Source organism: Zhihengliuella sp. ISTPL4 (genome assembly GCF_002848265.1).
GTDB lineage: Bacteria > Actinomycetota > Actinomycetes > Actinomycetales > Microbacteriaceae > Microbacterium.
In genome coordinates this window covers 1232466-1253075 of record NZ_CP025422.1, presented here as the reverse complement: position 1 = coordinate 1253075, position 20610 = coordinate 1232466, and the positions used below count along the sequence as shown (strand labels likewise).

Annotated in this window: 20 protein-coding genes; 11 read left to right on the top strand and 9 right to left on the bottom strand. The window is 71.3% G+C overall.

What is annotated here, in order from left to right; genetic code table 11:
• Nucleotides 1–160 precede the first annotated feature (160 nt).
• The 3 genes from CYL12_RS06090 to CYL12_RS06080 all read left to right on the top strand — a co-directional run bounded on the left by CYL12_RS06090 (nt 161) and on the right by CYL12_RS06080 (nt 4106).
• On the top strand, nt 161–1615 hold the full coding sequence (locus CYL12_RS06090) for a GMP reductase (RefSeq protein ID WP_101846439.1): 1455 nt from the start codon (nt 161–163) through the stop codon (nt 1613–1615).
• 113 nt (nt 1616–1728) lie between these two features.
• A complete protein-coding gene (locus tag CYL12_RS06085; protein WP_101846437.1) occupies nt 1729–3048 on the top strand; it encodes a hemolysin family protein in 1320 nt (439 codons plus the stop codon).
• Entirely contained in the window at nt 3045–4106 is a 1062-nt protein-coding gene (locus CYL12_RS06080) for a hemolysin family protein (RefSeq protein ID WP_101846435.1), read from the top strand. The genes CYL12_RS06085 and CYL12_RS06080 overlap by 4 nt, the downstream gene beginning before the upstream one ends.
• A 58-nt stretch (nt 4107–4164) precedes the next feature.
• Here CYL12_RS06080 and CYL12_RS06075 read toward each other — a convergent pair whose 3' ends face one another.
• Nucleotides 4165–5232 carry an NADH:flavin oxidoreductase/NADH oxidase gene (locus tag CYL12_RS06075; protein ID WP_101846432.1) on the bottom strand — a complete coding sequence of 356 codons (1068 nt, stop codon included), beginning with the start codon at nt 5230–5232 and terminating at the stop codon, nt 4165–4167.
• Nucleotides 5233–5288: 56 nt separating this feature from the next.
• Between CYL12_RS06075 and CYL12_RS06070 the strand changes: the two genes are divergently transcribed.
• Genes CYL12_RS06070 through CYL12_RS06050 form a run of 5 tightly spaced genes read left to right on the top strand, consistent with a single transcriptional unit; the run spans nt 5289 to nt 9545 of the window.
• Entirely contained in the window at nt 5289–6119 is an 831-nt protein-coding gene (locus CYL12_RS06070) for an NAD(P)H-hydrate dehydratase (protein WP_101846430.1), read from the top strand.
• Nucleotides 6116–7354: a hypothetical protein gene (locus CYL12_RS06065; protein WP_233486846.1), complete on the top strand. Its 1239-nt coding sequence runs from the start codon at nt 6116–6118 to the stop codon at nt 7352–7354. The genes CYL12_RS06070 and CYL12_RS06065 overlap by 4 nt, the downstream gene beginning before the upstream one ends.
• 4 nt (nt 7355–7358) lie before the next feature.
• Nucleotides 7359–7691 carry a thiamine-binding protein gene (locus tag CYL12_RS06060; protein ID WP_071328308.1) on the top strand — a complete coding sequence of 111 codons (333 nt, stop codon included), beginning with the start codon at nt 7359–7361 and terminating at the stop codon, nt 7689–7691.
• Nucleotides 7692–7700: 9 nt separating this feature from the next.
• On the top strand, nt 7701–8930 hold the full coding sequence (locus CYL12_RS06055; protein WP_101846426.1) for an MFS transporter: 1230 nt from the start codon (nt 7701–7703) through the stop codon (nt 8928–8930).
• Nucleotides 8931–8939: 9 nt separating this feature from the next.
• On the top strand, nt 8940–9545 hold the full coding sequence (locus CYL12_RS06050) for an NUDIX domain-containing protein (protein ID WP_101846424.1): 606 nt from the start codon (nt 8940–8942) through the stop codon (nt 9543–9545).
• 6 nt (nt 9546–9551) lie between these two features.
• Here the strand turns inward: CYL12_RS06050 and CYL12_RS06045 are convergent, their stop codons facing one another.
• Both CYL12_RS06045 and CYL12_RS06040 read right to left on the bottom strand, forming a co-directional pair.
• Nucleotides 9552–10757 carry a homoserine O-acetyltransferase MetX gene (locus CYL12_RS06045; protein WP_101846422.1) on the bottom strand — a complete coding sequence of 402 codons (1206 nt, stop codon included), beginning with the start codon at nt 10755–10757 and terminating at the stop codon, nt 9552–9554.
• Nucleotides 10758–10861: 104 nt separating this feature from the next.
• Nucleotides 10862–12184, bottom strand: a complete 1323-nt coding sequence (locus tag CYL12_RS06040; RefSeq protein WP_025103077.1) for a bifunctional o-acetylhomoserine/o-acetylserine sulfhydrylase — start codon at nt 12182–12184, stop codon at nt 10862–10864.
• A 160-nt stretch (nt 12185–12344) separates the two neighbouring features.
• On the opposite strand from CYL12_RS06040, the gene CYL12_RS06035 reads away from it, so the two are divergent.
• The 3 genes from CYL12_RS06035 to CYL12_RS06025 are packed head-to-tail and all read left to right on the top strand — an operon-like array spanning nt 12345 to nt 14462.
• A complete protein-coding gene (locus CYL12_RS06035) occupies nt 12345–13127 on the top strand; it encodes an SDR family oxidoreductase (protein WP_199399193.1) in 783 nt (260 codons plus the stop codon).
• Nucleotides 13124–13843, top strand: a complete 720-nt coding sequence (locus CYL12_RS06030; protein ID WP_101846420.1) for a uracil-DNA glycosylase — start codon at nt 13124–13126, stop codon at nt 13841–13843. The genes CYL12_RS06035 and CYL12_RS06030 overlap by 4 nt, the downstream gene beginning before the upstream one ends.
• Before the next feature lie 4 nt (nt 13844–13847).
• Complete coding sequence (locus CYL12_RS06025; protein ID WP_101846418.1) at nt 13848–14462, top strand: GNAT family N-acetyltransferase; 615 nt, start codon at nt 13848–13850, stop codon at nt 14460–14462.
• 79 nt (nt 14463–14541) lie between these two features.
• On the opposite strand, the gene CYL12_RS06020 is transcribed toward CYL12_RS06025, so the two are convergent.
• The 6 genes from CYL12_RS06020 to CYL12_RS05995 form a co-directional block, all read right to left on the bottom strand.
• Nucleotides 14542–15330 carry an ABC transporter ATP-binding protein gene (locus CYL12_RS06020; RefSeq protein ID WP_101846416.1) on the bottom strand — a complete coding sequence of 263 codons (789 nt, stop codon included), beginning with the start codon at nt 15328–15330 and terminating at the stop codon, nt 14542–14544.
• A complete protein-coding gene (locus CYL12_RS06015; protein WP_101846414.1) occupies nt 15327–16118 on the bottom strand; it encodes an ATP-binding cassette domain-containing protein in 792 nt (263 codons plus the stop codon). Before CYL12_RS06015 ends, CYL12_RS06020 begins: the two co-directional genes overlap by 4 nt.
• Nucleotides 16115–16984 carry an ABC transporter permease gene (locus CYL12_RS06010; RefSeq protein ID WP_101846412.1) on the bottom strand — a complete coding sequence of 290 codons (870 nt, stop codon included), beginning with the start codon at nt 16982–16984 and terminating at the stop codon, nt 16115–16117. The genes CYL12_RS06015 and CYL12_RS06010 overlap by 4 nt, the downstream gene beginning before the upstream one ends.
• A complete protein-coding gene (locus CYL12_RS06005) occupies nt 16981–17931 on the bottom strand; it encodes an ABC transporter permease (protein ID WP_101846410.1) in 951 nt (316 codons plus the stop codon). Before CYL12_RS06005 ends, CYL12_RS06010 begins: the two co-directional genes overlap by 4 nt.
• 16 nt (nt 17932–17947) lie before the next feature.
• Nucleotides 17948–19465, bottom strand: a complete 1518-nt coding sequence (locus CYL12_RS06000) for an ABC transporter substrate-binding protein (RefSeq protein ID WP_101846408.1) — start codon at nt 19463–19465, stop codon at nt 17948–17950.
• A 92-nt stretch (nt 19466–19557) separates the two neighbouring features.
• A complete protein-coding gene (locus CYL12_RS05995) occupies nt 19558–20475 on the bottom strand; it encodes an alpha/beta fold hydrolase (protein ID WP_101846406.1) in 918 nt (305 codons plus the stop codon).
• Between the last annotated feature and the right edge of the window lie 135 nt (nt 20476–20610).

Below are 20610 nucleotides of genomic sequence, written 5' to 3'. Positions count from 1 at the left end.
CTCTATCGCCCTCTTTCATCGCTGAAGATCTCCGATGCGGACGCACGACGCAGGATGCGCTCGGGCCCGCACACTCTCGACCACCAAGCCTAACCTGTTTCGACCGGGGAGACGTCGAAGAGAGCGACCCGTGGCGCGCCGATCTGGGTAGCGTGGAGGCATGGAGTTCTCAGGAGCGCAGCCGACCGTCGATCTGACCTACTCGGACGTCTTCCTCGTGCCGCGCCGCTCGGCCGTCACCAGTCGTCTGCAGGTGGACCTCGCCCCGCACGACGGGACCCCGGCGACGCTGCCGCTCGTCGCCGCCAACATGAACTCGGTGACAGGACCGCGCATCGCGGCCGTGCTCGCCCGTCGAGGGGCGCTGGGCGTGCTGCCGCAGGATCTCCCGCTCCAGGACCTCGACACGGCGATCCGTGATGTGAAGAGCCAGCCTGTCCTCTGGGACACGCCCATCGTGCTTCCTCCCGAGGCGACCGTCGCGGACGCCCTGCGGCTGCTTCCGGCCGCGGTCGGTCACGGGATCGTCGTGGCTCGTGGCGCCGCACCGGTGGACGTCGACCGCATCATCGGCGTCCTCCCCGCGACCCGGCTCGCCACCGCGCTCCCCGACGCACAGCTCGGCGACCTCGTGCACCGGGGGACTCCGTCCATCGACGCCGACGACATCGGCTCGGAGCGGCACGCCTTCGACGTCATCACCGAGGCCGACGTCGAGATGGTCACCGTCGTGCACCACGGGCACCTCGTCGGCACGCTGAGCGCCCGCAGCGCCCTGCGCGCGACGCTGTACCGCCCGGCCGTCGACGCCGGTGGGCGGCTCGCGGTGGCGGCGGCGGTCGGCATCAACGGCGACGTGGCGGCCAAGGCGAAGGCGCTCGCCGCCGCCGGCGTGGACGTGCTCGTCGTCGACACCGCGCACGGGCACCAGGAGGGCATGCTCCGTGCGCTGCAGGAGGTCGCGGCCCTCGGCCTCGGGCTTCCGATCGTCGCGGGGAACGTCGTCACCGCGGACGGCGTGCGGGACCTCGTCGACGCGGGCGCCTCGATCCTCAAGGTCGGCGTGGGGCCAGGAGCGATGTGCACGACCCGCATGATGACCGCGGTCGGTCGGCCGCAGTTCTCCGCCGTATTGGAGACCGCCCAGGCCGCCGCCGAGGCCGGAGCGCACGTCTGGGCCGACGGCGGAGTGCGCTACCCGCGCGACGTGGCCCTCGCGCTCGCGGCCGGTGCCGCCTCGGTCATGGTGGGTTCCTGGTTCGCCGGAACGATCGAGGCCCCGGGGGAACTTCAGCGCGACGCCGACGGCCGTCTGTTCAAGGAGTCGTGGGGGATGGCGTCCACGAAGGCGGTGCAGGCGCGGTTCGGTCGGCTCGATGCCTACGAGCGGGCGCGCAAGGAGCTGTTCGCCGAAGGCATCTCGTCGTCGAAGATCTATCTCGACCCGCTGCGCCCCGGCGTCGAGGATCTGCTCGACATGATCACTTCGGGCGTGCGGTCGTCGTTCACCTACGCCGGCGCCTCGACGGTGCCGGAGTTCCACGACCGCGCCCTCGTCGGGTTGCAGTCCGCCGCGGGATACGAGGAGGGCAAGGCGCTGCCGGTCAGTTGGTGATCACCTGCCGCGACCACAGTCCGCTTCTGTAGAATCGAGCGCACTATGGACGACCCTCCCAGTTGCCGAACATCGCCCCACCGTCCCGTTCTCTCCCCGGAGAGGAAGATCTGATGGACTACATCATGTTGGGCGTGGGGCTTCTGCTCACGGTCGGCACCGGCCTCTTCGTCGCAAGCGAGTTCGCTCTCGTGAACCTCGACCGCGCGGATCTGGAAGCGCGCCAGGCGCGCGGGGAGTCTCGCCTCTCGCTCACGATCAGCGCCCTGCGGCACACGTCGACGCATCTCTCCTCCGCACAGCTCGGCATCACGCTGACCACGCTGCTGACCGGATACACGATGGAGCCGGCACTGTCGAACCTCCTGCGGCCCACGCTCGTCGCCTGGAGCATCCCGGAGGCGGCGGTGGCGCCCATCGCGACCGTCGTTGCGATGTTCGTCGCGACCGTGCTCTCGATGATCCTCGGCGAGCTCGTCCCGAAGAACTTCGCCCTGGCCCTGCCTCTGGCGACGGCCAAGCTCGTGGTGCCGTTCCAGATCGCGTTCACGACCGTGTTCAAGCCCGCGGTGGTCGTGCTCAACGGCAGCGCCAACGGGGTCCTGCGCAGCATGGGCATCGAGCCCAAGGAAGAGCTCTCCGGCGCCCGCAGCGCGGAGGAGCTCTCCTCTCTCGTGCGGCGGTCGGCGAGCGCCGGCGTGCTGGAGGCCGACACCGCCACGCTGCTGGACCGCACGCTCACCTTCTCGCGGCTCACGGCTGCGGACGTCATGACGGCGCGCCCGAGCATGCACGCGATCGCCGCCGGCGACTCCGTGGACGACGTGATCCAGCTCGCCCGGCGCACCGGCCACAGCCGTTTCCCGGTCTTCGATGAGGACCTCGACGACATCACGGGCGTCGTGCACCTCAAGGCCGCCATCTCGGTTCCGCGGGAACGCCGGGCCGAGGTGCCCGTCGGGGCTCTCGCGACCGACCCGCTCCGGGTGCCGGAGACCGCCCACGTCGACGCGCTCATCTCCGATCTCCGCGGTCGCGGCTACCAGCTCGCGGTCGTCGTCGACGAGTATGGCGGGACCGCCGGCATCGTGACTCTGGAGGATCTCGTGGAGGAGCTCGTCGGTGAGGTCTCCGACGAGCACGACCGGACGAGGGCCGGCATCATCCGCAACCGCGACGGGGTGACCTTCCCCGGTGAGCTGCGCCCGGATGAGCTGCGCAGCCGTGCGGGCGTCGAGGTGCCGGAGGGCGATGTGTACGACACGGTCGGCGGCTACGTCATGAGCGTCCTGGAGCGGGTGCCGGCGGTCGGCGACGAGGTGCCGCTCGACAGCGGCACGCTGCAGGTGATCCGCATGGACGGCCGCCGGGTGGATCGGGTGCGCTACGTCCCGAGACCGGACGCCGTCATCATCGAGGGGGTGTCCCTGTGAGCGATTGGGGAGGCCTCGCCTGGCTCGTCGTCCTGCTGGCGGCGAACGCCTTCTTCGTCGGCGCCGAGTTCGCGGTGATCTCCGCACGGCGCTCGCAGATCGAGCCGAAGGCGGAGCGCGGCTCGCGCCCGGCCAAGACGGCGCTGTACGCCATGGAGCACGCGACGCTCATGCTCGCGACCTCGCAGCTCGGCATCACGATCTGCTCGCTGCTCATCCTGAACGTCTCCGAGCCCGCCATCCACCACCTGCTCGCCATGCCGCTGCACGCGGTGGGCTGGTCGGATGGTGCGGTGGACGTCGTGTCCTTCACGATCGCGCTGCTCATCGTGTCGTTCCTGCACGTCGTGTTCGGCGAGATGGTGCCGAAGAACCTCGCGTTCTCGATTCCCGACCGGGCCGTGCTGCTGCTGGCGACGCCGCTGGTGTGGGTGTCGAAGGTGTTCATGCCGGTGATCTGGTTGCTGAACGCGGCGGCGAACGGCGTGCTGCGCCTCTTCCGCGTGGAGCCGAAGAACGAGGCGGCGTCGACCTTCACCCTCGACGAGGTCGCGACCATCGTCAACCAGTCGCGCCGTGAGGGCGTGCTCATGGATACCGCGGGCACGGTGACGGCCGCGGTGGAGTTCACCGACAAGAAGGCCCGAGACGTGGCCGTTCCGCTGAGCGACCTCGTCACGCTGCCGCAGACGACCACGCCGGACGACATCGAGAAGGCGGTGGCCCGCTACGGGTTCTCGCGCTACGTGATCGTCGACGAGGAGGAGGTCCCGATCGGCTACGTCCACCTCAAGGACATCCTGCGGGCCTCCGAGGGACCGGACGCCGAGGCCAAGGTGCTCGAGCCGATCCCCGGCAAGCGCATCCACCACATGGTGCCCGTGCAGGAGGACACCGACCTGGAGGACGCCCTCGCCGTCATGCGACGCGCGGGCCGTCACCTGGCCAAGGTCCGCGACGCGCGGGGGGAGACGACCGCCGTGCTGTTCCTGGAGGACATCCTCGAGGAGCTCGTCGGCGAGGTGCAGGACGCGACCCGTCGCGTCCGCGGTCACTGACATCAGGACACGCGAAGGCCGCCGGCTCCCTCGGGAACGGCGGCCTTCGTCGTGGGCGTCAGCGCCAGTGCGCGCGTTCGTACTGCGGCGGCCAGGCGACCTCGTCGCCCAGCTCGTGCGCGGCACGGAGCGCGAAGTGCGGGTCGCGCAGCCACTCCCGTCCGGCGAAGATCGCGTCGGCCGCCCCGTCGGTCAGCACCTGCTCGGCCTGGGCGGCGGCGGTGATGAGGCCCACGGCCGACACCGGGATGCGCCCACCCTGGCGGACGGTCTCGGCGAGGGGGACCTGATAGCCGGGGGAGACGCTGATGCGCTGGTGCGCGACGAGGCCGCCGCTGGAGACGTCGATGAGGTCGGCGCCGCGCGCCGTCGCCCAGGTGCCCACCGTCGCGGCCTCCTCGGGCGTGAATCCGCCTTCGGCGTGATCCGTCGCCGAGATGCGGACGAACACCGGCACGTCGTCACCCGCCGCCTCGCGCACCGCATCCACGACGCGCAGCAGCAGCCGGGCGCGGTTCTCCAGCGAGCCGCCGTACTCGTCCTCCCGGAGATTGGACAGCGGCGACAGGAACTGGTGCAGGAGGTAGCCGTGGGCGCCGTGGATCTCGATGACGTCGAAGCCGGCATCGAGCGCCCGCCTGGTCGCCGCGGCGAACCCGTCGACCACGCGGTCGATGCCCGCCGCGTCCAGGGCGATCGGGGCGGCGAACCCCTCGTAGGCCACCGCCGACGGTGCGGTGGTCGTCCATCCGCCCTCGGACGTGGGGACCGTACCGCGCTCGTCGGCCCACGGCCACCAGGTCGAGGCCTTCCGGCCGGCGTGCGCGAGCTGGATGCCCGCGGTCGCCCCGCGGTCGTGGATCGCCCGGACGATCGGGGACAGCGCGTCGCGCTGCGCGTCGTCCCACAGCCCGAGGTCGCGCGGAGAGATGCGGCCCTCCGGCACGACGGCCGTGGCCTCCGCCACGATGAGGCCCGCGCCGCCGGACGCGAACTGCGCGAGGTGCGTGTGATGCCACTCCTGCGCGACGCCGTCGACGGCGCTGTACATGCACATGGGGGAGACCCAGAGGCGGTTGCGGAACGTGGTGGACCGGATGGTCAGCGGGGAGAAGAGAAGACTCACCGTTCGACGGTACCGCCGACGCGGACGGGACAGGGCCATCGGGCTAACGTGGAGTCATGAGCGACGTGCGCGAGTGGTCCCGCAGCGACGCGGCGCGGTTCTTCCGCGCGCCGACCGCCGAGGATGACAAGTACTCCCGGGGCGTCGTGGGCATCCGCACCGGATCGGCCGCCTATCCCGGCGCCGCGGTGCTCGGCGTCGAGGCGGCTTGGCGCACCGGTGCCGGATTCGTGCGGTACGTGGGAGCGGCGACGGCGGTGGGGGCGGTGCTCGCCCGGCGTCCCGAGACCGTCGGCGGGCCGGACGCCGGACGCACGCGGATCGGTGCCTGGGTGATCGGCTCCGGGACCGATCCGGACGACCGGAGCGCGGCGGAGGCGCAGGCACTGCGCGAGATCGTCGGCGGCGACGTCCCCGTGGTCATCGACGCCGGAGCGCTCGATCTGGCGCCGACCGCCCGCGCCCCGTTCGTCGCCACGCCGCACGGCCGGGAGTTCGCGCGGCTGCGGGAGCGCGTCGGCATCGACGACAGCGGTGACGACGCGACGGACATCCGCCGGGTATCCTCCGCTATCGACGGCGTGGTGCTCCGCAAGGGGGCGCGCACCGTGCTCGCCGCACCGGACGGCAGGCTCATCGCCGTCGAGGCGGGAACCGGCTGGCTCGCGACGGCCGGGACGGGGGACGTGCTGGCGGGGATCGTCGCCGCCGTGATCGCAGCGAACCCGGACCGTCCACTTATCGAGTCCGCCGCAGCGGCCGTCTGGCTGCACGGGCATGCCGCCCGCCTCGCCGCCGCGGCGACCGGGGGTGCGAGCGGCCATCCGATCGTCGCGCTTGACGTCGCGGAGGCGCTGCCCCGCGCGGTCGCGGACCTCCTGTCGTGAGGACCACGACCCGGAGGAGCGTGCTCGCGCTGTGGATCGCCTTCCTCGTCGTCCACGTCCTGACCGCGTGGCTGGGCTGGGTGTATCCGAGCCAGCCCATGGGGGACGTCGTGCTCGTGTACGAGCCCTGGGCGACCGCGGCATGGAGCGGCGGGGAGATCGTGGGCGTCACGGAGTCGTGGGTGTATCCGCAGCTCGCGCTCCTGCCGATGATGCTCGCCACCGGGCTCGCCGCCCCGTTCCTCCCGCTGCTCGGCGTCTCGGGCGCGTACCTCATCGGGTGGGCGCTCCTGGTCACGGTCCTCGACGCCGTGGCCTTCGCCGTCCTCGTCGGGCGCGGACGCGTCCGGGCCCGTCGCACCGCCGCGTGGTTCTGGTGCGCGGCGCTGCTGCTCCTCGGACCCATCGCGCTGTATCGCCTCGATGCCGTCACCGTGCCGATCGCGGTCGTGGCCGGCCTCTGGCTGGTGACCCGTCCGGCCCTCGCCGCGGCGCTGCTGACCATCGGCGCGTGGATCAAGATCTGGCCCGGTGCGCTCCTCCTCGCGGCGGTCGTGGCCGGGAGGGCCCGGCTGCGGATGCTCCTGGTCGCGGCGGCGGTCACCGCCGGTGTGGTGGTGGTGCTCCTGCTGCTGGGCGCCGACACCGAGATCCTCGGTTTCCTCACCGCGCAGACCGGCCGGGGACTCCAGATCGAGGCGATCGCCGCCACGCCGTTCCTCTGGACGGCTGTGACGGGGGCCGCCCGCATCGAGTACAGCTACGACATCCTCACCTTCCAGGTCAACGCGCGAGGAGCGGAGGTCGTCGCCGCGGTCCTCACCCCGCTCCTGGTGCTCGGCGTCGCCATCGTCACCGTCGTCGGCAGCGTCAAGGCCGCCCGCGGCGCGTCGTTCGCGCGACTCTTCCCTCCGCTGGCCCTGCTCCTGGTGACGGTGCTCATCGGTCTGAACAAGGTCGGCTCGCCGCAGTTCCAGACCTGGCTACTCGCGCCCGTGATCCTGTGGCTCGTGCTCGACCGCCGTCGCGCGCACACCGCCGCGGCACTCGTGCTCGCGCTGTGCCTGCTCACCTGCCTCGTGTATCCGTTGAGCTACGACGGGTTGCTCCGGGCCGAAGCCGCCCCCGTCCTGCTGCTCACGATGCGCAACGCCCTGCTCGTCGTCCTCGCCGTCGTGAGCGCCGTCGCGCTCGCGCGGGTCCCCGTCGTCCGCCGTCCCCGAACCCAGGAGTGAACCCATGTTGATCGCCTTCTCCGTCGCCCCCAGCGGCACGCCCGCCGACGGTGCCGAGCGCACCGATGCCTCCGTGCACGACGCCGTCGCCGCGGCTGTGCGCGTCGTCCGCGCTTCGGGCCTCCCGCACCGCACGACGAGCATGTTCACCGAGATCGAAGGCCCCGACTGGGACACCGTCATGGATGTGGTCAAGCGCGCGACCGAGGCGGTCATGCCGTACGGCTCCCGGGTCTCGCTCGTCCTCAAGGCGGACATCCGTCCGGGGTACACGGGAGAGCTCGACGCCAAGGTCGAGCGCCTGGAGGCGGCGATCGAGGAGTCCGACGACCGGTAAACTGAACCGGTGAATCCCTCGACACCTTCGAGGGGTGCGGCGAAGTGGGCGCTCCTCTCCCTCGCCATCGGCAGTTTCGGCATCGGCATGACCGAGTTCGTCGTCATGGGCCTGCTGCCGAACATCGCCGCCGACCTCCTCCCGTCCGTCTGGGCGTCGAGCCAGGAGGAGGCGCTGAGCCAGGCCGGCTGGCTGATCTCGCTGTACGCGCTCGGCGTGGTCATCGGCGCCCCGACCATCGCCGGCTTCGTCGCCCGCTATCCGCGGCACCGGGTGATGATCGTGCTCGCCCTGGCGTTGACGGTGTTCAACGCGCTCACCGTGGTGCTGCCGACGTTCGAGCTCGTCGGGGCATCGCGCTTCCTCGCCGGACTCCCGCATGGCGCGTACTTCGGCATCGGCGCGCTCGTCGCCGCCGACGTGATGGGGCCGGGCAACCGTGCCAAGGGCGTCGCGTTCATCCTCACCGGACTCACGGTCGCCAACGTCATCGGTGTGCCGCTGGGTACCTTCCTCGGTCAGGCATGGGGCTGGCGCGCGGCCTTCGCCGTCGTCGCGCTCGTCTTCGCGCTCGCCACCGTCTTCATCGCGCTGTTCGTGCCCGCGCACCCGGGGAACCCCGGTCGCACGATGCGGGCCGAGCTCGGGGTGTTCCGCATCGGTCAGGTGTGGTTCACGCTCGGCGTCGGGGCGATCGGCTTCGGCGGGTTCTTCGCCGTCTACAGCTACATCGCCCCTCTCGTGACGGAGGTGGCCGGGTCGCCGGAGTGGGTCGTACCAATCGTGCTCGTTCTCATGGGGCTCGGCATGACCGGCGGGAACCTCGTCGGCGGCCATCTCGCCGACATCGACCTCCGCCGCACGCTGCTGCTCGGTCTCGCCGCAATGGCCGTCGTCTTCGCTCTCCTCGCGGTGCTCTCGTTCTGGATCGTCAGCCTGAGCCTCGTGGTGGTGCTCGTCGGATTCGTCTCGTCCGTGCTGAGCCCGACGATCCAGACGCGGTTGATGGACGTGGCCGGCGACAACCAGTCCATCGCGGCGGCCATGAACCACTCCGCCCTGAACATCGGCAACAGCCTCGGCGCCTTCCTCGGCGGCATCGTGATCGCGGTCGGCTGGGGCTTCACGGCACCGGCGTGGACCGGGGCGGTGCTCGCGGTGGCCGGACTCCTCATCGCCCTGGTGTCGTACCGCGTGGAGGCACGGCGGGTCGCGCAGACGCCGGTCCTCGCGTCGTAGAGTGACGGGGTGACCGCTCCCGACGACGACCTCCCCCTCGCCGGAACCGTCGTGCTGCTGCGCCCGAGTCCCGGGGGCTTCGAGGTGCTGCTGCTGCGCCGTCCGTCGCGCGGCTCCTTCGCGGACGCCTGGGTGTTCCCCGGGGGGAAGGTCGAGCCGGAGGATCGGCGGGCGGGCGCGGCGGACGTCGAGGACGCGCGCCGGGCCGCCGCCCGGGAGACCGCGGAGGAGGTCGGACTCGTCGTCGACGACCTGGTGCCTCTGTCGGAGTGGCGCCCGCCCGCGGAGGCGCCCGTGTGGATCCGCACCTGGTTCTTCCTCGCCCTCGCGCCGGACGTCGAGCCGTCGCCTGCCGCCGACGAGGTCGTCGAGCTCGCCTGGGTGTCACCGGACACGGCCTTCGAGCGGCACGCGGCAGGGGAGTGGCGGCTCTTCCCGCCCACCTGGCTCACGCTGCACCGGCTCTCCGCCTTCACCGACGTCGAGGCCGCGCTGGCCTCCGGCGGAGCGGTCGAGCTGTTCCAGACGGAGGTGCGCGACGGGGGCCGGGCGTTCGGCTGGGCGCAGGGGACCCTCCACGCCCACACCCTGCCGTGGCGGTTCGACCCGGCCTGACGCGGGTCAGGCGTCGAGCAGGCGCCGCAGGTGCGTGCCGACGGCCTCGGTCTCGATGAGGAACCCGTCGTGGCCGAAGTCGCTCGTGAGCACCACCGCCTCGCCGTCGAGCACGTTCCGGATGCTCCGGGCGATCCGCTGCTGACCGTCGACGGGGAAGAGGCGGTCGCTGTCGATGCCGAGGACGAGGGTCGTCGCGGTCACCGCCTTCAGGGCCTCCTCCACGCCGCCGCGGCCCCGGCCGACGTCGTGCGAGTTCATGGCCTCGACGAGGGTGATGTAGCTGTTGGCGTCGAAGCGGCGCGTGAACTTGTTCCCGTGGAAGTCGAGGTAGGACTCCACGGCGAAGCGTCCGCCGTGGCCGAGCGGCGACACGTCCGACTGCCAGGAGCGCTGGAAGCGCTGGTTGAGCTCGATCGGGCTGCGGTAGTTCAGCAGCGCCATGCGGCGGGCGAGGGCCAGGCCGCGGTGCGGGCCGTCGCCGTCCGCGAGGTCGTAGTACTCGCCGCCCTGGAAGCGCGGGTCCATGCGGATGGTCTCGAGCTGCACGGTGTTGAGCGCGATCTGGTCGGCGGTGGTGACCGGAGGCGAGGAGAGCACGGCGAGGCGCTGCACGCGGTCCGGCTGCGCCACGGCCCACTCGAGCGCATGCATGCCGCCCATCGAGCCGCCGATTACCGCCGCCCAGCTGTCGATGCCGAGCGCGTCGGCCAGGCGCACCTGCGCGGCGACCTGGTCGCGGATGGTGAGGTAGGGGAAGCGCGACGCCCACTCGTAGCCGTCCGGGGCGATGCTCGCGGGGCCGGTCGATCCCTGGCAGCCGCCGAGCATGTTCGGCGCGATCACGAACCACTCGTCGGTGTCGAGGGGCGCACCGGGGCCGACGACGTCCTCCCACCAGCCGGCGGTCGGGTGGCCGGCACCGGCCTCTCCGCGCACGTGGCTGTCCCCGGTGAGGGCGTGCAGGACGAGCACGGCGTTGTCGCGGGCGGCGTTGAGCTCGCCCCAGCTCTCGTACGCGAGGCGGATGCCGGGGAGCCGGGCTCCGCTCTCCGTGTCGAAGGCGCCGAACGCGGCGAACCGGCGGCCGCCGACGGGGTCGCCGTCGCGCCAGGCGCCGGTGGCCGGTGGCCGGGCACGGAGCAGCCGGACGTCGGCCTCCGTCACAGGTGCCGACGGCACCGTGTCCTCGGAGGTCGTCTGCCAGTCCATGTCTCCATTCTCGCCTGGCCGGTCGGTCCCGGCCCGCAGGTTACGACACCGGGGACGACGAAGGCCCCGGACCGTGCGGTCCGGGGCCTTCGCGGAGAGGGTGCTCAGGCGCGCGCGGCCTCGGAGACGGCGCGGGCGGCGGCGAGTGCCTGGTCGAGATCGGCCTTGAGGTCCTCGATGTTCTCGAGTCCCACGGACAGGCGCACGAGGCCGGGGGTCACGCCCGCGGTGAGCTGCTGCTCCGGGGTGAGCTGGGCGTGCGTCGTGGAGGCCGGGTGGATGACGAGCGAGCGCACGTCGCCGATGTTGGCGAGGTGGCTGAACAGGGAGAGGCTGTTGACGAACTCGCGTCCGGCTTCGACACCGCCCTTGAGCTCGAACGACAGCACGGCGCCGACACCCTTCGGGGCGTACTCGTTCGCCTTGGCGTACCAGGGCGAGGACGGCAGGCCGGAGTAGTTGACCGCGGCCACGTCGTCGCGGCTGTCCAGCCACTCGGCGATCTCCTGGGCGTTCTGCACGTGGCGCTCGATGCGCAGCGACAGCGTCTCGACACCCTGGATGAGGTTCCATGCGCTCTGCGGGGCGATTGCCGAGCCGAGGTCGCGGAGCAGCTGGACCCGGGCCTTGATGATGTAGGCGAGCGGGTCGCCGACCGCGGCCGTGTAGCTGGCGCCGTGGTACGACGGGTCCGGCTCGGTGAGTCCGGGGAACTTCTCGACGTTCTCCGACCACGCGAACGAACCGCCGTCGATCACGACGCCGCCGATCGTGGTGCCGTGGCCGCCGAGGAACTTCGTGATCGAGTGGACGACGATGTCGGCGCCGTGCTCGAACGGACGGATGAGGTACGGGGTCGCGATCGTGTTGTCGACGATCAGCGGGACGCCGTTCTCGTGCGCGATGTCGGCGACCGTGCGGATGTCGAGAACGTTGATCTGCGGGTTGCCGATGGTCTCCGCGAAGAACAGCTTCGTGTTCGGGCGGACGGCGCGACGCCACTCCTCCGGGTCGTCCTGGTTCTCGACGAAGGTGACCTCGATGCCGAGCTTGGCGAGGGTGTACTTGAAGAGGTTGTACGTGCCGCCGTAGATCGAGCTCGACGCGACGAAGTGGTCGCCGGCCTGCGCGATGTTGAGGATCGCGAAGGTGGAGGCGGCCTGACCGCTGGAGAGGACGAGAGCGCCGGTGCCCCCTTCGAGCGCGGCGAGGCGCTGCTCCAGGACGTCCTGGGTCGGGTTCTGGATGCGGGTGTAGATGTTGCCGAACTCGGCGAGCGCGAAGAGGTTCGCGGCGTGGTCGGCGCTGTCGAACACGTAGGACGTGGTCTGGTAGATCGGCGTCGCCCTGGCCTTGGTGACAGGGTCGGGGGCGGCGCCCGAGTGGATCTGCTTGGTCTCGAAACGCCAGGTCTCGGGTGCGGACATGTGTTCCCCCTGGAACGGTCGGAAGGTCGGATGGGCTGGTGCCCTTGCAGCGAGAGTACGGAATATCGCGCCGTGTCAACAACGACCGGGAAATGTGACGTAACACGGCGCGGGGGCCGGGAACGGGCGGAACTTCCGCGGACATCGTACGGTGGAGGGCATGGTCAACAGACGTGCAGTGGTGACAGGTGCGAGTTCCGGAATCGGTCAGGCGACGGTGCGGGTGCTGCGGTCTCGGGGGTGGGACGTCGTCGGCGTCGCCCGTCGAGCGGACCGGCTCGCCGCGCTGTCCGCCGAGACCGGGGCATCGACGATCGCCTGCGACCTGACGGACGACGCGGCCGTGGCGGCGCTCCTCGGCGAGCTGGAGCGCACGGGTCCGGTGCACGCCCTCGTCCAGGTCGCCGGCGGAGCGCGGGGCACCGACCGTGTCGAGGACGCCGCGCTCGCCGACTGGCAGTGGATGTACGACGCGAACGTGCTCGCCACGCAGCGTCTCGTGGCGGGTCTGCTGCCGATGCTGCGTCGCGCCGCGGACGCCGACGGTCACGCCGACCTCCTCTTCGTGACCTCGACGGCCGCGCAGACCGCCTACCCGGGCGGCGCCGGGTACAACGCTGCGAAGGCCGCCGAGGCGATGCTCGTCCGGGCGCTGCGCCAGGAGCTGAACGGCGAGCCCCTGCGGGTGGCCGAGGTCGCTCCGGGCATGGTGCACACGGAGGAGTTCACGCTGAATCGGCTCGGGGGCGACGCCGTCGCCGCCGAGGCCGTGTATTCCGGGGTCGAAGCGCCGCTCCTGGCCGAGGACGTGGCGGACGTCATCGCCTACGCCCTGGACGCCCCGGCCCACGTGAACCTCGACCTCATCACGATGCGGCCCGTCGCGCAGTCGGCGCAGCACCTGCTCGCGCGAGGCCCGCTGCGCGTCCGGCCCCTCGAGTGACCGGGGGACGCACCCTCGCGGAACTCGCCGACGAGGGACTGATCGACGCGGGGTGGGCGGAGGCGTTGGTCCCCGTGCAGGACACCATCACGGCGCTCGGGGAGCGGCTGCGCGCCGAGCAGGCTGCGGGCAACGGGTACCTCCCCGCGGGGCCGCACGTGCTGCGGGCCTTCCAGCGCCCGCTCGCCGACGTCCGCGTCCTCATCACGGGTCAGGACCCCTATCCCACCCCGGGGCACCCGATCGGGCTGTCGTTCGCCGTGGACCGCGATGTGCGGCCGCTGCCGCGGAGCCTGACGAACATCTACAAGGAGCGCGAGGCCGATCTCGGCCTGCCGCCCGCACCGCACGGCGACCTCACCGCGTGGAGCGATCAGGGCGTGCTGCTGCTCAACCGCGTCCTGACGGTGCGCCCCGGAGCGGCCGCCTCCCACCGCGGCTGGGGATGGGAGCAGGTGACGGAGCTCGCGATCCGCACCCTCGTGGCCCGGGAGCAGCCGCTCGTCGCGATCCTCTGGGGGCGTGACGCGGCGAATCTCCAGCCCCTTCTCGGCGACACCCCCGTGATCGCCTCCGCGCATCCGTCCCCTCTCTCCGCGAGCCGTGGCTTCTTCGGCTCCCGGCCGTTCTCCCGCGCGAACGCGCTTCTGGAGGGACTGGGCGCGGAACCGGTGGACTGGCGGGTGGAGGGCGAGGCATCCGGGTCCCTAAGCTGAGCGCATGCAGTTCGAGCCGGGGGACCGTCGCCGCGTTCTGCCGCGTCATCTGCGACCGGCCTCCGCACCGGACACCTTCTCGTACGCCATCCGTCCCGCCAGGGCCGCGGACCTTCCGCACGTGCGCGAGATCTACAACCACTTCGTGAGCAACTCGGCGGTCACCCTGGACGAGCGCCGCAGCAGCGTCCCCTACTGGCGGGACAAGTTCGCGCTCCTGGAGCAGCTCGGCCTTCCCTTCCTGGTGGCGGTGTCGCCCTCCGGCGCCGTCCTCGGGTATGCGCTCGCGCAGCCGTGGGCGGGCAAGAACGCCTACCGGTACACGGTCGAGGACTCGATCTACCTCGGGCCCGGGGCGGCGGGGAAGGGACTCGGCTCCGCTCTCCTGCAGGCCCTGATCGACGCCTGCGAACAGCGCGGGCTGCGCGAGATGGTCGCCGTCGTCAGTGATCAAGGGGCGGACGCCTCGATCAGACTGCATGAGAAGCTCGGCTTCGTGGAGGCCGGTCGCATGGGGCGCGTCGGCCGCAAGTTCGGTCGTGACCTCGGCACCGTCTACCTGCGCCGCGCGCTGCGCCCCTCCCGCCCTCGCCGTCGACTCTCGCTCTTCCCGCGCTGACCCACCCCTTTGCGTGCGCCCCGGCCCCTTGCGGACGCGCGCAACGGGGTGGGAGGCACCCAAGGGGGTGGGTCGACGATCAGGCGTCGGGGATGACGGGGATCGCGGAGAGCAGCGTGCGGGTGTAGTCCGCCGTCGGGTGCAGGAGGACCTCCCGCGTGGGACCGCGCTCGACGATGCGGCCGTCCTTCATGACGATGACCGTGTCGCAGAGGTTCTGCACCACGCCGATGTCGTGCGACACGAGCAGCAGCGTGAACTCGTCGGCGATCCGCAGCTCCGCGAGGAGTTCGAGGATCTGGGCGCGCACCGTGACGTCCAGCGCCGACAGCGGCTCGTCGCCCACGAGGATCCGCGGACGATGGACCAGCGCGCGGGCGAGCGCGATCCGCTGCCGCTGGCCGCCGGAGAACTCGTGCGGGTACCGGTCGCCCATCTCGGGGTCGAGGCCGACCTGGGCGAGGACCTCTCGTACCCTGGCGCGATGATCTCCGTCGATGCCGAGGGCCCACAGCGGCTCCCGCACGATCTGTCCCGCGGTCATCCGGGGGTCGAGGGAGGCGTAGGGGTCCTGGAAGACGAGTCCGGTCTGCCGTCGCAGCCAGTGGAGCGACCGTGCGGAGGCGGTGGCATCGACGGTCCGGCCGTCCACCGACACGGTTCCCGCGGTCGGACGGTCGAGCCCGAGCAGGAGCCGCACGAGGGTCGACTTCCCGGAACCGGACTCGCCGATGATGCCGACGGCGGCGCCCTCGGGGACATCGAGGTCGGTCGGTTCCAGCGCCGTCTGCCGCCGCGTGCGCTCGAACGCCGTCCGCTTCGGCAGGACGAAGTCCCGTCGCAGCCCCCGTGCTTCGATCAGGCTCATGCCGTGCCTCCGTCGGGACGCCAGAGCGTCGCGGTCGCGTCCCGCAGCAGGCCCTGCGTGACCGGCGAGGAGGGTGCGGTCAGCAGTCGCGACACCGGGGCGCTCTCGGCGACGCGACCGTGCTCCAGCACCACGCCCTCCGTCGCGACCTGGGACAGCACGGCGAGGTCGTGCGTGATGAACAGCAGCGACATGCCCTCGTCGGCCACGAGCCGGAGCAGCAGCGACAGGATCTCCGCCTGGATCGTCACGTCCAGTGCCGTCGTGGGCTCGTCCGCGATCAGCAGCCGCGGACGGCAGGCGAGGGCCATCGCGATCGCCACGCGCTGCCGCTGACCCCCGGAGAGCTGGTGCGGATACCGATCGACGATGGTCTCCGGGTCGGGAAGCCGGACGCGGGCGGCTTCCGCGATCGCCCGATCGCGCGCCTCGCGTCGCCCGAGGCCCTCGTGGATCCGGATGGATTCCGCGATCTGCCGGCCGACGGTCCGGATCGGATTGAGCGCGGTCCGGGGCTCCTGGAACACGATGCCGATGTCGTCGCCGCGCAGTCGGGCGAGCTCGCGGTCCGGCATCCCGATCAGCTCGGTGTCGTCCCACCGGATGCTCCCGTGCGCTGTCGCCCCGTCCGGGAGGAGCCCGAGCATGGCGAGTGCCGTGAGGGACTTGCCGGAGCCCGACTCACCGATCACGCCGAGGCGGGTTCCGTCGGGGACCCGGAATGAGACGCCGTCGACGACGCGGCGTCCGTCGATCTCGATGACGAGATCCTCGACCGTCAGACTCATGCGACCACCGCCGGTGTGTGCGTCTCGGCGGCGCGATGCCGCAGAGTGGGATCCGTGGCCTCGCGCAGCCCGTCGCCGAGCAGGTTGAGGGCGAGCACGGTGAGGGTGATCGTCAGGCCCGGCCAGATCACGGTGAGCGGATGCACGCCGATGTAGCGCTGGAGGTCCGCGAGCAGCAGCCCCCAGCTCGGTTCCACGACCGAGGCTCCGAAGCCGAGGTACGACAGGCCCGCCTCGGCGAGGACGGCCACGGCCATCGACCACGAGAGCTGCACGATGAACACCGGCGCCACGTTCGGGAGGAGGTGACGGACGAGGCTCTGCGCGGGGGTGAGCCCCGAGGCGCGAGCGGCCAGCACGAAGTCGCTCTGCTGCACGCGGCGCAGCTCCGGGCGCGTGACTCGCGCGATGTTCACGCCGAACCCGATCCCCACGGCCCAGATCACGACCCAGAGCGAACCGCCCCACACCGACGAGATCATCATCGCGATCAGCAGCACGGGGAAGGCGATGAGGATGTCGACGAGCACGGCCACCGTCTCCCGGACGAGGCGGGTGGTCAGGGCGCCGAGGGCGGCGAGGGCGATGCCCACGAGCGTCGCGACGAGTCCGGCACCCACGCTGACGAACACGGTCGTCCGCGCCCCGGCCATGAGGAGGCTCAGGATGTCGCGCCCGGTGTCGTCCGTGCCGAGCAGGTGCGGCCAGCTCGGCGGCAACCAGCGGTCGCCGATGTTCGAGGCCCGCGGGTCGAACGGCGTCCAGAAGAGCGACACGACGGCCGCCAGGGCGACGATGCCGATGACGATCAGTCCGAAGCGGCCGGTCGAGGTCCGCCACAACCGGGGGAACCAACGCGCGCTCATGCGGCCTCCCGCTGTCGAGGGTCGATCGCGCGGTGCAGCAGGTCCACGAGGAAGCCGACCACCAGCACGAAGCCGGTCAGCACGAGCAGCTCGCTCTGCACCTTGACGAGGTCGCGGGTGCCGACGTCGGTCACGAGCATGCGGCCGATACCCGGGAGGGTGAACAGCTGCTCGATCACGACCGAGCCGACGATGATCCCGGCGACCTGGAGGCCGAGGACCGTGATGATGGAGAGCCCGACCGCCGGGATCCCGTGCTGGATGAGGGCGCGGGTCTTGGTGAGCCCCTTGGCGGCCGCGGTGCGCACGAAGTCCTGTCCGGCCGCCTGCAGGGTCGCGCTGCGCACGAAGCGCATCAGCATCGCACCCTCGACGATGCCGATCGTGAGGGCGGGCAGCAGCAGCGCCTCGATCGCCCGACCGGGCGTCGACCAGCCGGTGCGGGGGAAGCCCTGCGGTGGCAGCCAGCCCAGCCAGACGGAGAAGACCACGATCAGCATCATTCCGGCCCACACGACGGGCACCGCCGCGAGCGCCTGCGCGCCGACGCTGAGCGCGGTGCCGTCGCGGTGGCCGCGACGCAGGGCGGCGAGGATCCCGAACGGCACCGCGATCAGCACGGCGATCGCCAGCGACATGATCCCCAGGGGGACGGTCACCTGCGCCTTCAGTAGAAGCTCCTCACCGACGGACGCACCGGAGAGCAGGGAGGTGCCGAGGTCACCGCGGAGGATGCCGCTGATCCAGTCGGCGTACTGCGCGAGCAGCGGCTGGTTCAGGCCCAGCGACTCCCGCAGGGCCTCGACCTCGGCGGGCGAGGCCTGCGTGCCCGCGATCAACTGCGCGACGTCGCCGGGGAACACACGCAGCGTGAGGAAGATGAGCGCGCTCGACACGAGGAGCCCTGCGATCAGCAGGGCCCCTCGGACGAGCGCGTAACGCAGCACGGAGAGTCGGCCGTCGTCAGCTCGCGGCGGAGACGGTCACACCCGCGAGGTTGATGCGGGAGTTGATCGAGTCCTCCGGGAAGCCGCTGACGAGCGGGCTCACGGCGGTGATCGTCTGGCCGTTGTAGAGCCAGTCGGCCGCGTGGTCCTCGGAGACGATGCGGGCGGCCTCGGCGAGGAGCTGCGCGGAGGCGTCCGCGTCGACCTCCGCCAGGGCCTGCGCGTAGAGGTCCTGCACCTCGGCGTTGTCGTAGCCGAAGTAGTAGTCCGGGTTGGCGAAGTTGCCGAAGTCCCGCGGCTCGACGTGCAGGACGAAGCTGAGGTCGTAGTCCTTGTTGGTGTACACGTCCTCGAGCCAGGTCGGGAACTCCACGGAATCGACCTCGAGGTTCACGCCCACCGTGTCGAAGTCCGAGATGAGCACCTTCGGGACGGTGGTGCCATAGAACGACGGGATGGTCAGCGTGAGGTCGAGGTCCTCCTGGCCCGCCTCGGCGAGCAGTTCCTTGGCCCGCTCGGGGTCGTAGGAGATGACGTCGGAGAGGTCCTCGTAGCCGGGGTCGAGCTCGGGGATGGGGCCGTACAACGGCGTGCCGGCGCCGACGGCCTCGATGAGCGCTTCGTGGTCGATCGCCAGGCGCAGGGCCTCGCGCACCCGGACGTCGTCCAGCGGCGCCTTCTTGTTGTTGAAGGCGAGCGTGGCCTTGTCGGTCGTGCGGCCCGTCGTGAGGCTGAAGTCCCCCGAGTCCTCGAGCTGCGGAGCCAGGTTCGGGTCCACGGCCGTGAGCACGTCGACGTCGCCGGCGAGAGCGGCGTTCACGCCGGCCGTGAAGTCGGGGATGTACTGGAACTCGACCTCGGCGACGCCGGCCGGCTCGCCCCAGTACTCGTCGTTGCGGGCGAAGGTGATCGTGCTGCCCTTGTTCCAGCGCGTGAGCGTGAAGGGCCCGGTGCCATTCTCCGCGGTCTTCAGGTCGGTGGTGTCGCCCTTCTTGAAGACGAGGCCGGCCGGGCCGGTGAGCGAGAAGAGGAAGTTCTGGTTCGGCTCGGAGAGCACGATCTCGACGGTCGTGTCGTCGGGAGCCGAGATCGACGAGACGGACGCGAACTCCGCGTTGCCCTGCACCGTGTCATCGGTGCGGACGGTCTCGTACGACGCCACGACGTCGGCGGAGGTCAGGGGCGAGCCGTCGTGGAAGGTGATGCCGTCGTTGAGGGTGAAGGTGTACGTGAGGCCGTCGTCCGACACCTCGTACTCCGAGGCGAGCCGCTCGACGATCTCGTTCTCCTGGGTGCGGCTGACCAGTCCTTCATAGATGTTGTCGATGAGGATCTGCTCGAGCGCGGCACCGCTGGTGTGCCGGATGTCGAGGTTGGTGGGCTCGAGCACGAGACCGACGTGCAGGGTGGCGTCGGGGTCGGGCTCGCCGCCTGCGGACGGGGCAGGGGCCGCGGAGCCGGAGCAGGCACTGAGGATCACGGCGGTGGCCGCGAGCGCAGAGATCAGCGCGAAGCGTCGATGACGTCGGAACATGGGTGTTTCCTCTCGGTGCGGCAGGTGCTGTGTGCCGGTGGGACGAGCCTAGGGTCGGGCAGGGAGGTGCGGGGCTGGGGCGGAACGGAACGTCATATTCCGGCCGCGGCGGTGGAGGCGACCAGCGCGGCGAGATCTCTCGGCGCCGTCTCCTGCACATTGTGAGTGGCGTCCAGGGTGACGACCCGCGCCTCCGGAAGGCGACGCCGGAACTCCTCCGCATCCGCAGCACTGACGAAACCGCGCTCCGCGCGGACGAGCGTGACGGGCGCGGTGACCGCCGCCAGATCGTCCCAGCCGGTCTCATGCAGGACGGACGGCGCCGTCGCGGTGCCGGGGTCGTGTGCGGCCAGAGCGGTGGCGGCGAGGTGGGCGAAGTGGTGCTTCCACTCGACGCGGCCGTCCGCGCGGACACGGGTGTTCAGGAAGACGCCGCGCTCGGTCTCGGGGCGAGTGCCGCCGAACCCCAGGGCCATCGCCTTATCGACGAGCTCGTCGCGGGTCGCGAAGTCCGTGGGCCCGGCGTAGAACTCCCGGAGCGCCGCGGGCCCGGCGGACACGTCGATCCCGGGGGTGATGTCGACGACGATCAGAGCGGCCACGAGGTCGGGCCGGGCCGCGGCGACAGCAGCGCCGGTGAGACCGCCGAGCGACTGTCCCACCAGGATCTGCGGCGAGGAGACCCACGCGTCCAGGGCCGCGACGACGTCGGTGGCGAGCGTGCGCGGGGAGTAGTCCGCGTCGTCGCGCCAGGAGGAGTCGCCGTGTCCGGCGAGGTCGATGGCCAGAAGCGGCTGCCCCAGCGCCAGCGCCGTGGTGTCCCACGTGTGAGCGTTCAACCCGGCGCCGTGCAGCAGGGTGATGCGCGGCGGCTCGGACCCGAAGCGCAGCCCGCTCACGATGCGGCCCTCGGCGAGGGGGAGCGTCAGGCGTTCCACGGTCGGAAGCGGAACGCCGATCGCGTCGGCCTGTGCGGGAAGATAGGAGAACTCGCTGGTGTCGATCGCCACGCGGCTATTCTGCGCCCCGTTTCGACTTCGCGGGAAATGCGGGAGCAAAGTGACAACGGTTTACCGGTGTCGTCACAGCAATATGCGGAGAGTCCGGGTTCAGAGGTTGGCATCGTGTATTTCGGTGCTGCCTGT

Bases quoted from the DNA above. Each gene is read 5' to 3' on its own strand.
- CYL12_RS06015 (WP_101846414.1), bottom strand. From the start codon at position 16,118: ATGAGTCTGACGGTCGAGGATCTCGTCATCGAGATCGACGGACGCCGC.
- CYL12_RS06060 (WP_071328308.1), top strand. From the start codon at position 7,359: ATGTTGATCGCCTTCTCCGTCGCCCCCAGCGGCACGCCCGCCGACGGT.
- CYL12_RS06035 (WP_199399193.1), top strand. From the start codon at position 12,345: ATGGTCAACAGACGTGCAGTGGTGACAGGTGCGAGTTCCGGAATCGGT.
- CYL12_RS06045 (WP_101846422.1), bottom strand. From the start codon at position 10,757: ATGGACTGGCAGACGACCTCCGAGGACACGGTGCCGTCGGCACCTGTG.
- CYL12_RS06010 (WP_101846412.1), bottom strand. From the start codon at position 16,984: ATGAGCGCGCGTTGGTTCCCCCGGTTGTGGCGGACCTCGACCGGCCGC.
- CYL12_RS06090 (WP_101846439.1), top strand. From the start codon at position 161: ATGGAGTTCTCAGGAGCGCAGCCGACCGTCGATCTGACCTACTCGGAC.
- CYL12_RS06070 (WP_101846430.1), top strand. From the start codon at position 5,289: ATGAGCGACGTGCGCGAGTGGTCCCGCAGCGACGCGGCGCGGTTCTTC.
- CYL12_RS06000 (WP_101846408.1), bottom strand. From the start codon at position 19,465: ATGTTCCGACGTCATCGACGCTTCGCGCTGATCTCTGCGCTCGCGGCC.
- CYL12_RS06085 (WP_101846437.1), top strand. From the start codon at position 1,729: ATGGACTACATCATGTTGGGCGTGGGGCTTCTGCTCACGGTCGGCACC.
- CYL12_RS06040 (WP_025103077.1), bottom strand. From the start codon at position 12,184: ATGTCCGCACCCGAGACCTGGCGTTTCGAGACCAAGCAGATCCACTCG.
- CYL12_RS06025 (WP_101846418.1), top strand. From the start codon at position 13,848: ATGCAGTTCGAGCCGGGGGACCGTCGCCGCGTTCTGCCGCGTCATCTG.
- CYL12_RS06020 (WP_101846416.1), bottom strand. From the start codon at position 15,330: ATGAGCCTGATCGAAGCACGGGGGCTGCGACGGGACTTCGTCCTGCCG.